General features: G+C 39.6%; 9 protein-coding genes. 1 reads left to right on the forward strand and 8 read right to left on the reverse strand.

Annotated features, from left to right (window positions below; translation table 11 throughout):
* Positions 1-37: 37 nt before the first annotated feature.
* The 5 genes from F981_RS01265 to F981_RS01285 form a co-directional block, all read right to left on the reverse strand.
* Positions 38-868 carry an alpha/beta fold hydrolase gene (locus F981_RS01265; protein ID WP_004717468.1) on the reverse strand — a complete coding sequence of 277 codons (831 nt, stop codon included), beginning with the start codon at positions 866-868 and terminating at the stop codon, positions 38-40.
* 427 nt (positions 869-1,295) lie between these two features.
* Positions 1,296-1,784, reverse strand: coding sequence for a hypothetical protein (locus F981_RS01270; protein WP_004717470.1), 489 nt, complete (start codon positions 1,782-1,784; stop codon positions 1,296-1,298).
* Between the two features lie 326 nt (positions 1,785-2,110).
* Positions 2,111-3,304, reverse strand: a complete 1,194-nt coding sequence (locus F981_RS01275; protein ID WP_004717472.1) for an LLM class flavin-dependent oxidoreductase — start codon at positions 3,302-3,304, stop codon at positions 2,111-2,113.
* A 17-nt stretch (positions 3,305-3,321) separates the two neighbouring features.
* The gene (locus F981_RS01280; protein WP_004717473.1) at positions 3,322-5,649 is read right to left on the reverse strand and encodes a TonB-dependent receptor; all 2,328 of its coding nucleotides are present in this window, start codon (positions 5,647-5,649) and stop codon (positions 3,322-3,324) included.
* Between the two features lie 263 nt (positions 5,650-5,912).
* Complete coding sequence (locus F981_RS01285) at positions 5,913-8,525, reverse strand: TonB-dependent receptor (protein ID WP_004717475.1); 2,613 nt, start codon at positions 8,523-8,525, stop codon at positions 5,913-5,915.
* 283 nt (positions 8,526-8,808) lie between these two features.
* Here F981_RS01285 and F981_RS01290 point away from each other — a divergent pair, with 283 nt between their 5' ends.
* Positions 8,809-10,398 (forward strand): ABC transporter substrate-binding protein, encoded by a 1,590-nt coding sequence (locus F981_RS01290; protein ID WP_004717479.1) that lies wholly within the window; start codon positions 8,809-8,811, stop codon positions 10,396-10,398.
* Positions 10,399-10,706: 308 nt separating this feature from the next.
* Here F981_RS01290 and F981_RS01295 read toward each other — a convergent pair whose 3' ends face one another.
* From F981_RS01295 to F981_RS01305, 3 genes are read right to left on the reverse strand one after another with little or no spacing between them, the layout of a single operon-like run.
* Positions 10,707-11,111 carry an ExbD/TolR family protein gene (locus tag F981_RS01295; protein WP_004717481.1) on the reverse strand — a complete coding sequence of 135 codons (405 nt, stop codon included), beginning with the start codon at positions 11,109-11,111 and terminating at the stop codon, positions 10,707-10,709.
* Entirely contained in the window at positions 11,111-11,851 is a 741-nt protein-coding gene (locus F981_RS01300; RefSeq protein ID WP_004717482.1) for a MotA/TolQ/ExbB proton channel family protein, read from the reverse strand. The genes F981_RS01295 and F981_RS01300 overlap by 1 nt, the downstream gene beginning before the upstream one ends.
* 27 nt (positions 11,852-11,878) lie before the next feature.
* A complete protein-coding gene (locus F981_RS01305) occupies positions 11,879-12,706 on the reverse strand; it encodes an energy transducer TonB (RefSeq protein WP_004717485.1) in 828 nt (275 codons plus the stop codon).
* Between the last annotated feature and the right edge of the window lie 53 nt (positions 12,707-12,759).

Genomic DNA, 12,759 nt, shown 5'->3' on the forward strand with positions numbered 1-12,759 from the left:
CTATTGATATTCTGTTTTTAAATCAAACGACAACTATTCACTCGCGAATAAACGCCAATAAATCTGGATTAATCACATCGGCATTGACGGTTAACATACCGTGTGAATAACCTTTATAGGTTTTTAATCGGCCATTTTGAACCAGTTTGGCAGAAAGTACCCCTGAGTTTTCATAAGGTACAATTTGATCATCATCCCCATGCATGACTAAAACAGGCACTGAGATTTTTTTCAAATCTTCGGTAAAGTCAGTCTGTGAAAATGCAACAATTCCATCATAATGCGCTTTTGCTCCACCCATCATCCCCTGTCGCCACCAATTCAATACGACGGGTTCTGAAGGTTGAGCATCTGGTCGGTTAAAGCCATAGAATGGCCCCGCTGGTAGATCATGATAAAACTGAGCACGATTTTTAAAAAGCTGATTCTGTAAGTCATCAAAGACTTCTTTGGCTAAACCTTGCGGATTTTTTTCCGTTTTCAGCATAATTGGAGGTACAGCACTGACCAATACGGCCTTGGATACATTTTCCTCGCCATGACGTGCAATGTAGTGAACAACCTCACCACCACCAGTGGAGTGACCAATATGTACTGCGTTTTTAATGCCCAAGTGTTTGACCACTTCTGCAACATCATCGGCATAGTGGTCCATATCATGACCATCCCAGACCTGACTTGAACGTCCATGTCCGCGACGATCATGTGCAACCACACGAAAACCTTCATTTAAAAAGAACAATAACTGAGAATCCCAGTCATCCGAGCTTAATGGCCATCCATGATGAAAAAACAATACTGGGGCATCTTTCGGTCCCCAATCTTTATAAAAAATATCAACACCATCTTTTGTCGTAACATATGCCATGTTAATTTCTCCTGTGTATGATTTACACTTTGAATAACTTATTGCTGTTCTCATTTATGTCAGTAAATTACAATGTTTGATACGATTCGTATGGACCGTCATTCTATACTAAGGTTAAAGTTAACTTTAAGGTCAATGCTTTTGGTGATTTTCTGATAGCAGAAATGTAAATCTATAAAAAATAAAAATACACAAATATCAGGATTTATTATTGAAAGAAAACAGCTTTTTTTTTATATAGGATTGTTGACGCTTTATGTCGTTACATGATTTAAACCATTACAGGTTTTCTGTTCAAAGCTTCAATTACAATCCACACTATTTTTTATTAAGATAAAAATGGATATAAAAAGCCAAGACTGGTTTAAAAATCTTGGCTTTAACCTGTTGCAATGGGCTTAGACAATATGAAGTTGGGTGTTGGTTTTTATTTCTTTTTAGGTTTCAATATTTTTCGCAATAATTTTACCCATAAACTCCACTCACTATTTTTCTTGTCAGCTGTAAAATGATTCTCAACTTTATCAAATGCGTCTTCAATATAGGCATCGTGCAACCAACGAATTGCTAAAGCCCATTTTAAAGTCGCTAAACCTGTTGTTTTCATATCAATAATATGTGAAATTTCTGTTTTGTTGGGTTCTAATTCATTAATGCTAAATCTGTGAAAACCATTAAAACCTGTTAAGTCAAACTGAAAAGTGATTGATTTTTCGGGCTGATAATCTGCCACAGAATATCTGATTGGTCCATGCCCACCTTTTGAACCCACACTTAATCCATTGTCCAACTTCATGGGTGGCCATTTGTCTGTTGCTAACATCAAATCATTATCTGTTGACAAAGTCCTGAATAACTTAGCAATTTCAGCCTTTGATTGCTGAATTTCTCTTTTATGGATATTAATTACTTTCATTTTTCCTGCTCAATGGTCATGTTTGTTTGTCAGGTTATTGTTGTTGATAAAATGAAGCACAACTATCAAATATACGAAACTGTGTAAAAAATGCAAGTAAGCATTATTATTCACTTATTTACTTATAATCAGTATAGCTCTTACGAAATTAAGCTTCGGAATGATTTTTAAATGTGGTTAAGCTTTATCAAGCATCAAACTTTGATCATTGCATAGAAAGAAGAGTATGAAAATCAAGTTTACACTGCCACGCTTTGTATTTTTTATTGATATAAAAAAGCCAAGACTGGTTTAAAAATCTTGGCTTTAACCTGTTGCAATGGAAGTTAGGCGATACGATATTTTGCCTCTTCAGAAATACGCTGTAATGCCTGACGCTGTTTTTTGAAATAAGGTAAAACATGTTCGCCAAGGCGATAAGCTTCTTCTAAATGTGGATAGCCCGCCAAGAAAAACAGATCAATCCCAATACTGTTATATTCTTGAATCCGCTCGATAATCTGCGAATAACTTCCCACTAAAGCAACACCTGGTGGAATACCAATATAGCCAAAGCCTGACCAAACATTGGGATGAATAAAGAAATCATCGACGTTTTTACTGCCTGCTTTTTCACTATATTCTTTTTCAAAACTCAATACACGTGCCGATCTCAAACCTGCATGTGCAGCAGACGCATGTAAGCGTTGTTTTTCAGCAGCTTCATCCAAATAACATTGTGCCTCTGCCAACGCTTCTTGTTCACTACGGCGTGCAATCGTATCAATGGATAAGCCGAATTTAATATTATCCCGCCCATATCTCGCAGCACGTTTGCGCACATCTGCAATCAATTCAGCAATTTCACTAGGTTTTTCAGCACGCATTAAATAATAATCAGCATGCTTCGCACCAAACTCACGGGCAGCCTCAGACGATCCTGCCGTACAAATGATCGGTAGTTCAGCTTTATTCAGAGGATATTTTAAACCACCACCTTCAGCAGAATAATATTTGCCCTGGTAATGGAATGATTCATTATACCAATACCCTTTCACCACATCTAAAAATTCAGTCGCACGGATATAACGGTCATCGTGCGGAGTAACATCCCCAACTTGGCGCTGAATAACCTCAGAGCCGCCGTTGATAATATTCCAAACCAACCGATTCCCTGTGGCACGCTGATACGTTGCTGCACTTTGTACTGCATTATAAGGACTAAAATGATAAGGCTGGAATGCAGTCACAAAGTTTAAACGCTTGGTTTCTCTTGCCAATAAGGAACACACTGTCCACGGTTCTTCACCTGTAGGTGCATTCACCATCAGCGCACCTGCAAAACCATTGATTTCAGCCGCACGAGCCACTTGGCTAAGATAGTCGATATAGGTAAAGTCATCACCAACTTGGTAATTCGATGTTGCACCAGTATTTTCTACACCTGCGACACGTGACCAATCACCACGATTGCGTGGATCACCTGCTAAGTACTCTGCTTCACCATGCAGTGGTAGACGGGTAAAAAATTCAATTCCCATGATGTTCTCCGTATAACTTAGAATTTAGCAGTCAAAGAAACACCAACTTGACGTGGGTTTCCATAAGTTAAAACATATTGTCCAGCGGGACCATTTGGACGGCCATGTACTTGATATTCTTCATTCAATAGATTTTTAACGTAAGCATTGACTTGGTATTTGTTATTTGCGCTATGGTAGCCAACATTGGCATTCCATAAGGTATATGCTTTTTGGCTTAAGATTGGATCTAACGAATAGTCTTGACGGTTTACGAGGAAAAACTCACGGTCACGGTAGCTGGCATCTGTACCTACAACAACACGAGCACCATCATTGAGATTAAAGGTATATTCTCCACCCAGACCGACGGTGTATTTTGGCGAACGGACTAGACTGTTGCCTGTATTATCTGCATTAACTACATTGGTTACCGGGTTTTTATCGACGAAATCGGTATATTCGCTGTCAAGATAAGCACCAGCAAAACGTAAACGTAGATTTTCAGTCACTGAATAATCTAATTCTAATTCAGCACCTTTAACTTCAGCTTTTGGTCCATTGGCGAGAACCGAGGTCACACCGCCACCTTGTCCCTCTGTTGCAACCAGTAAATTGGTTTGAATATCTTTATAGTCATAATAAAAAATATTGGCATTTGCGATTAAATCTCCGTCCAATAACGTAGACTTTAAACCAAGTTCATAACTATTTAAGTATTCAGGATTCACGTCGGCAAGTTGGGTTAAGCTGCTGGATAAACCGGTGTTAAATCCACCTGAACGGAAACCGCGTGCGAATCTAAAGTAAGTATTTAAATTAGGATTAATTTCATATTCTGGGGTGATGTCATAGGTCAACTCATTCCAAGTTTTATTGCGACTTGTTGACCCATTTGCATTTGGGGTTGGGTTATAAACAGCATTGCTATAGCCATCTTTTTTCCACCAACTGCCTTTTGTATAGTCTCCCGTTGTGATCTGAGTCAGATTGAGATCAATATCTTTTTCTTCACTGGTCCAACGTAAACCACCTGTCACTTTAAATTTATCTGTAAATTTATAGGTACTGTTACCAAAAAGTGCAAAGCTTTGAGTGGCTTGGTTATAGGTTATATCTCTAAATGCTGGCGTAGACGTAGTTTGAGAAGCAGCGCCATTTGGCAATGTTTTATTGACACGTGCACTAACTCCAGTGGAATCTAAATCCTCATTGAAATAATGAAATCCTGCAATCCAGCTTAAGCGTTTTTCAGCATCAGAAGCGATGCGGAACTCTTGGCTATATTGACGCCATTCATTATCACTATAGCTTCGTGCGACATCATAAGGGGTGTAATCACCATCTGAAATCGACTTTTGTGTGGTCTTATCAAAAGCAGTAATCGAAGTAAAGCTATATCCGCCCCCCAAATCTCCAGTTAAGGTTAATGACGCGCCATCATGCTGAATCTTATTGTTTTCATCTAAATCTAAATTGGTGTCTCGTCCTTTAGGTCTTTCATAAATACCCCAGTATTTACCCACGCTTAAGGAACCATTACTGCCTAAACCATTATAAGTTTGGCTGTGTAGATTGACCAAGGCATCCCATTCATCATTGATTTTGCCTAGCACTTGGAAGCGAAAAGATTTTTTATCCACGTTGCCATAATCTTCACCATTGGCAATATTCTTTGCATATCCGTCACGATCTTCAGAGTAAAAAGCCCCACGAACCGCAACATTTTCTGAAATTTTACCGTTTGCTGCGCCTTCAAATGTTCGTAGGTTATGATCCCCTAAACCAATGGTTGCATATCCATTGGGTTTATCTGAAAAATTAGGCTTTTTAGAAATATAATTGACTGCACCCGCAGTGGTGTTTTTCCCATAGAGCGTACCTTGTGGACCACGTAAAACTTCTATACGCTCTAAATCAAACAAGTCACCTGCACCTGCAACTGGCGCATTTAAATAAACCCCATCTGCATACACGCCAACAGGAAATACTGTCGATGCAGCCACATCTCCCGTACCTAGACCACGAATATACCAACGTGGACGACTATCCCCATCTGGGTTTTCAGCTGCAGCATTTGGTGTATAGGTTAAAACATCCCCAATAAAAGTAGAGCCTTTCGCAGCCAAGTCCTTACCCGAAACAGCAGTAATTGCAGTTGGAACTTTTTGAATATTTTGCGCCCGATATTGTGCAGTGACGATCACATCACTTAATTTTTTGACATCTTTGGCTTTTTCAACCTGTGCTTGTTGTGCTGGTGTAGTCTCGATCTCTTCATTTGCAATAGCCAGTGTTGAAACACTCGCCGTTACGCCCCACATAGCAGTTAAAATACTCTGCCTAATTTTTGTAACCTTAAACATGCTGACTCCATTTAAATAAATCTATTCTTGTTATTGGCAACTTTTGTGCCATTTCATTTATTTAAATATTTTCAAAGTGTTATATAAAAAATCATAAAAAAATTATTTATTTTTGCTGATAGATAGACATTTTTAATTGTTGTATTGTTGTTATTTCAACATTTTGCTGTTTTTTATTTTTAATGATATCTACTAAGAATAAATTTATAAAAAGCCATACAAAAGTATGGCTAATGCAATCAAAAAATAAAAATCTGTTTAATTTAGAATTTATAGCTAAATTGTCCTTGTACCGTCAATGGACGCATTGGCTGTAAAAACTCGCTATTTGCACCAGCTAAACCATTTACGAAATTACGTTCATTGGTCAAATTAAGAATATTTAAGCCCACTGTCCACTGCGGTTGACGATAATAAAGTCCCAAATCTAAATTATAATTATTGGGTACCTTTACGGTCTGACTTAGATTGGTATACCAGTTACTTGTCCACCAACCCGATAGGTTTAGCCCAAAACCTGACTGGTGTTGATAGTCCACATAAGCACTTGCAGAATATTTAGGAATGCCTGCTGCATCATAACGTCCTGCTTTGCGTTGGTTTAAAGCATTGCTATCGCCCCATACCGTCGCATTGTCTGCATGGAAACCAAAAGGTGAAAAACCAGCTGGAATAATGGAAGAATATTCAGCATTGAGATAGGTTAAGTTTGCCCCGATCGCGATATTTTTTTGTAGCTGCCAACGCAATGATGATTCAAGGCCTTTGATTTCAAAACGCGCCATATTGCCATTGGTATCAGGTGATAAATCGCGCTTCTGTTCAAAACCACTGAGCGTTAACAGAAGTTGATCAGTGATCGGCTCGTATTTCACTCCCACTTCTTTTAATTCACTTTGGCTGTCAAAAGCCAAAGGATTTAGCTGATTTCCAGCGCCCCAAATTAAAAATGGACCAAATACACCCGTATTCAAAGCTGTACTTTTATCATAAGTAAAATATAGGGTACTTTTTTCAGTAGGTTTAATAAAGGTACTGGCTTGATAGCTGAGCAAACTATATTTATTGGAATCTGAGCGGACATCTGTAGGGACTAAAACCAGTGGATTCTCTAATTTTGCTTTTATAGAACTGTGGTTAATTCCCAGATTAATCCCAAAAACATCATTAAAGGTAAAATTTTGCTGTGTAAATACGCTGTAAGTGTCCCAAAAGCCTGTTCCTGTATAAACTGCACCACCTCCATTGGGAGGAAAACCGCCTTTTTCAGCATATAAGCCATGACCCACAGGGTACATTCGAGGTAGATTTAAATAGCCAAAATACTGCGAATACTGTGGAACACCAGCCTGCCCAATCCAGCTTCCAGTCGAACCGCCATGATTGACCAACCCCAATAAATCCCCCGGGTTTTTCTGTGATGGATCATTGGTTAAATCATAAGGATTGATATTAAAACTATTGTTTGCTGCGAGAGAGGTAAATTTCTCATGCCGATAAGCGCCACCTGTACTGCTTTTATTGTTGATTTTGACACCCAATAGCTCAAAGTCATGATCGCCTAAAAACTCTAAGCGGTTATCCAATAATTCATGGTCCAAATCGGTAAAGAAACTCCCAACAGAATCACCCAAATCACGACTCTTTTGATATAGCGTACTATTGGCCACAGACCAATTTTCATTGATATCTTTGACCAGTTTAAATTGTGTACTAAAGCGCTTTGCACTGTTTTTATCTTCGCTCCGACCAGAAACATCATCATCTAATTTGACTAAGCCATTGCCTGCGATTGATGGATCATAAACCCAACCTCGAATTGTACCCGCTTGATCAGCAGTGGAACTTGGCAAAGGAGAAGTCTGTACTGGACCTACAGCAATATATTGATTTTTATCATTCTTCTGCCGAGTTTGCCAACCAATCACTTTAGAGTGAGCTGCACCTGACTCAAAGACTGGAGACCAAAAGTTTGAACCGTTTTGAATAATCGGGGTCGCTCTGCCTTTATAGTATAGCCCTTGATCAACGGATTGTTGTGTCGCTCTGTTCCAACCATGCGTCACATTAAAATCTGAATAATCGTCATAACTGATATTCCAGTCAACCCGTAGACTGTCATCTGGACGCCAAGCCAAAGCACCATAAAATGCATTAAAATTATTTTTTACATTGTCATAATAGTCATCTGTTCGTTGTGCTGTTGCACTGACACGAAATGCCAATTCTTTAGAAATAGGTGCAGTATGATCAATACTGACTGAGAAATTAGGCTCAGCACCTTGCCCTGCATAAATTGAACCCACTGATCCCGAAATCGTGGTTTGTGCTTTATTAAAATTCGGTTTTTTGGTGAGATAATTAATATATCCCCCTGAACCTGAGGTCGGTGCAAAAATTACCCCCGTTGGTCCTGCAACAATATCAGCAGCTTCATAGGCATTTAAATTGGTCGGATGTCGGGTACTGTATATTCGTTGGCTATCTTGAAAAACTTCGGAATTTTGCCCACGTATCTGTGGCGCGAAATTGGCATTTTGCCCACCTCCTCTGGTGATACTTGGAGCATACTTAACCAAATCATCTGCACTACGAATAACATCTTCACGAAACTGTTGTTCTGATATTTGTGAAACGACACGTGGGGTATCTAATACAGAACTATCCGTCCCATAAATCGAAGTGACTTTACGCTTGGGGAGAATGGTGGCTTTTTTATGTGCTCCTGTCACCACAACATCGGCTAAGGTAATTACATCACCATTAGAATCCTTGGCTTGCTCTGAGGTTTCTTCAGCAAAAATAGCGCATGGAAAGATTGCCCCAAATAGCCCTAGCGCAATCACCAGTGGCTTTAATTGAAAGTTCTGTTTCATATCACACTCAGTAAAATAAATTTACACTGCGTTACGCAAAGCCTATGCCAATCTTTAAATAGGCAAAACTCAAATATAAAACATTGATTTTTATTACTTTTAAATAACCTTCATTGATATACAACTTTTATGCATGTTTATTTTTTCAACAGAAATGCTGAAAAAGCAACAGTGACAAAAAACACAATGCTTATAATTAATTGATAAATATCAGAAAAATATAAAAAAGAATTGGCATTCATTGTGCAATCTCCTTTGGATATGTTCTAACTGAGTATTTTTAATGACACATGAAACCTTGTTACTCTCACGTCGAAAATTTTTAACCCAGAGTCTTACTGCGCTCGGTGGCGTTTCTTTAATCAGTGGTTTATCTGCTTGTGGACAATCTCCACAACCTAGCGCTGACTCCCAAAGTTCACTTTCCAGTACCCCTAAGCATGGTGGAACAATTCGATTAGGGCTGATTGGTGGACAACAATCAGGTAGCCTTGACCCTCACCTTTCAGCATCAGGAAGTGGGATTACCCGTGGATTTGCGATTTATAATAAGCTCTGGGAATGGGACGAAAACATGCTTCCTCGTCTTGCTTTGGCTGAATTTGCAGAACCTAATCATAATGCCAGCGAATGGACCATACGACTGCGTAAAGGTTTAGAATTTCATCATGGTAAAACCGTCAGCGCAGATGATGTCATTTTTTCATTGCAACGCTTAACAGATCCAAAGCTTGCCTCACCTTTTCGGAATCTTGTGCAATGGATTGATCGTGATCGTATCCAAAAATTAGATCAATATACAGTACGCATCCCTTTTATTAGTTCAATTGCTGGCTTTGTGGCGCTGCCTGAAACTTGGGTCAATTTTGGCGGTATTGTCCCCACTGATTTTGATCCCATTCATAACCCTGTGGGTGCAGGTCCTTATAAAGTCAAAGAATTTATCCCCGGTCAACGTTCTGTCTTTACTCGGTTTGAAAATTATTTTAAAGCAGATCGGCCTTATGCAGATCGTTTTGAAGTCATTGACTTTAAAGATCAAGTTTCTCGACTAAATGCATTATTGGCAGGACAAATTGATCTTGCAAATGCGATTTCACCTGAATACATTAAAATTTTAGAGCAAGCAAAACATATTCAAACGGTTCGTTCTCAAACCAATACCCACAATAGTTTTGACTTTAATACTCAACAGGCACCATTTAATGATCCCAAAGTCCGCCAAGCATTTCGTTTAATCGCCGATCGTCAAGAGCTGATACAACAGGGTTTAAACGGTCAGGGACGCATCGCCAATGATTTATATTCGCCACAGGATCCAGCATTTCTAAATTTGCCACAACGTCAACAAAACATTACGGAAGCCAAGAATTTATTGGCTCAAGCGGGCTTTAAAAATGGCTTAAGCGTTGAACTGATTACCCCCGTTGGCAACGCCCAACCTGCCCTGATATTTGCAGAACAAGCAAAGAAAGCCAATGTCAGTATTCGAGTCAAACAAGTTGATTTAGCTACCTTTAATGGACCTGATCGGAGTAAATGGCAATTCTCCAGTAATGCAACCAACGTGGGTACACCGTATTTATCCACTGCTGTAGTGAATGATGCGCCAATTTCAACAACCAATCGTGTCAACTTTAAAGACCCAGAATATAGTGAGCTGTTTTATAAAGCACTGGCTGAACCCGATTTAGCCAAGCGTAAAGTGTATTTGGCTCAGGCACAAAAAATTCAACATGAACGCGGTGGAATGCTGATTTGGGGTTTTAGCCATAGCATAGATGCTGCATCGAAACAGATCGGAGGATTAGCGGCAGAACACACTATTTTCCCAACGTGGCGTTTTGAGAAATTATGGACCAATCAAGCCTAAAATAAAATTTGCAGAGCCTTAACACCAGCAAGCATCTGCTGTAGTCAGCGATCCTCTGACTTTTCAAGGACGAAAAGTCAATCCAGTATGGGGCTCTGATGATGCATCCCGACTATTACTGCCCAACACAACGACCTTAATGTTGCTGATCAAAATCGTAAATAACACATTCATTTTGTACACATTCAGTGTATATAAATCATGCTTATACAAAGCAATAAAATTTGAACGCTGTTTTTATTTTAACTATCATATTTTTAGGCACTAAAAAAGCTGCCGTAGCAGCTATTTCATTCAGCATCCAAAGACTACTTGGGTACAGTAATCACAGATAATTTTTCTACCCCTACTCGCTCAATACTGGCAAGTAATTTTGCAACTGTTCCATAAGGAATGGTCTCATCGGCATTTAAATTCAAAGCCAATTTAGGGTTACTGTTTTTACGTGACTGGATCTCTTTTTCAAAACTTGCCAAAGTTACTTTATCCTTGTCAAGGAAGATTTCTCCTTGCGGATTAACACTAATGACAACCGCTTTATTCTGATCCGTTGACTGCGTCGGTGCAGCCTTGGGTAAATTTACTTTCACGGTATTGGTTAATAGGGGCGCTGTAACGATAAACACGATGAGTAAAACCAGCATCACATCAACCAATGGCGTAATGTTAATTTCACTCACCACATCATCTTCTTGGGAGGTTGAAACGGCCATTATGCAAACACTCCTTTTTCTTTGACTTCTTTACTAGATGCATCATGATTGACTACAGTATTTCCAGTGGTATTTTTTGGCTTAGTGACAGGTAACCGAAAGCCCGCTTTTTGATTTAAACTGACAAAATCAGTAGCAAAATCATCGAGGTCTGCACCGATGGTTTTAACTTTACGTATGAAATAGTTATAAGCCAACACAGCGGGTACCGCCACAGCAATACCAATACCTGTAGCAATCAAGGCCTCACCAATTGGCCCTGCAACCACATCCATACTTGCATTACCTGAATGTGCAATGGCCTGTAAAGCATGAATAATCCCAAACACTGTTCCAAATAGTCCAATGAACGGTGCGTTATTGCCAATCGAAGCCAATAATGCAGAACCTTTTTCCAATTGACGACGTTCAGTTAAAATTTGCTTGCGTAAATGACGCTCTAATAGATCCTGACGACTCCAACTGTTTTGCAAATCTTGATGAGTCTTTTCATCTGCCTCAATCAAGGTTTGAAAACCGGCATTTGCAACACGGGCTGTAGGGCCTTCACCTTGTTGTGATTGAGTCACTGCCTCAGGCAAATTTTTGGCTTTCCAAAAGGCTTCGACAAAGACCTTACTTTGCTTGCTGGCTTTCTGTGTCTGTACCACTTTAACCACGATCAACACCCATGTGACGATGGAGAAAGCAACCAATAACCAGATTGTGCCGTCATGGATCAATGAATTTATGTCTGTCATGTAGATATCCTCTTAATTTAAAATAGGTTATTTCGGTAATTGATAATGAATTGGAACATCAACCCAACCTTCGACAGGTGTTTTACCTTTTAAGGCCGGTGAAAATTTCCATTGCTTTACTGTTCTTACAGCCGCGCTGTCTAAAAGTTTTTTGCCGCTACTTTGTTTAACCGTTACGCTATCTGGGCTACCGTTTGGCAATACTTTGACCCTTAAAATTACCGAGCCTTCCCAACCACGTTCTAAGGCCTGTTCTGGGTACTCTGCTGCGGGGTTGCTTAGATAACCTGCATAACCCTTGGCTTCTGTCACAGGTAAATTGTCATCAGTAGGCTTCACTGGTTCTGCTGTTTTTGGAGCAGGTTCAGCGCTCAGTTTTTTGCTTACAACAGGTTCCTCAGTTTTTTGAACTGTGTCTTGCGCAATGGGTTTTACAATCGGTTTGGCTTGCTCCACAGTTTTTTGAACAGGTTTCGGCTGTTCGATAGGTTTCGCAATCGGTTTTGATTTTTCGACCACAGGCGGAATTTTGGGTTTTTGCGTCACTGGTGGAATTTTAGGTTCAATGACTTTAGGTGGTTCCACTGGTTTGACAATTTCAATCACCACGGGTTCTGGCTTTGCAATGTCCAAAGCTGGTGTCGGTAATTGTTTTGCGATATACCAAATACCCAAATGTGCTGCAGCAACCGCAATGATCGCGATCCACAATTTATTCAATTTTGCTGGAGGTGATTGACTCACATCCAAATGATGTCGTGTAAATGGGTCTGATATGCCAGTTGCAGTTGAAGCAGATGCATATTGCCCAAATAGCAACGCCCGCTGATGGGGATTAAATATTCGTTCACTCATGGCAATTTAAACTAAAAAATAAAATACTGTATTGAAAATTGCACAAGTCATGC

The sequence above is a fragment of the Acinetobacter guillouiae CIP 63.46 genome, from assembly GCF_000368145.1.
GTDB lineage: Bacteria > Pseudomonadota > Gammaproteobacteria > Pseudomonadales > Moraxellaceae > Acinetobacter > Acinetobacter guillouiae.

Coding starts and splice junctions, on each gene's coding strand:
- F981_RS01275 (WP_004717472.1), bottom strand. CDS start 3,304: ATGGGAATTGAATTTTTTACCCGTCTACCACTGCATGGTGAAGCAGAG.
- F981_RS01300 (WP_004717482.1), bottom strand. CDS start 11,851: ATGACAGACATAAATTCATTGATCCATGACGGCACAATCTGGTTATTG.
- F981_RS01280 (WP_004717473.1), bottom strand. CDS start 5,649: ATGTTTAAGGTTACAAAAATTAGGCAGAGTATTTTAACTGCTATGTGG.
- F981_RS01265 (WP_004717468.1), bottom strand. CDS start 868: ATGGCATATGTTACGACAAAAGATGGTGTTGATATTTTTTATAAAGAT.
- F981_RS01270 (WP_004717470.1), bottom strand. CDS start 1,784: ATGAAAGTAATTAATATCCATAAAAGAGAAATTCAGCAATCAAAGGCT.
- F981_RS01295 (WP_004717481.1), bottom strand. CDS start 11,111: ATGGCCGTTTCAACCTCCCAAGAAGATGATGTGGTGAGTGAAATTAAC.
- F981_RS01285 (WP_004717475.1), bottom strand. CDS start 8,525: ATGAAACAGAACTTTCAATTAAAGCCACTGGTGATTGCGCTAGGGCTA.
- F981_RS01305 (WP_004717485.1), bottom strand. CDS start 12,706: ATGAGTGAACGAATATTTAATCCCCATCAGCGGGCGTTGCTATTTGGG.
- F981_RS01290 (WP_004717479.1), top strand. CDS start 8,809: ATGACACATGAAACCTTGTTACTCTCACGTCGAAAATTTTTAACCCAG.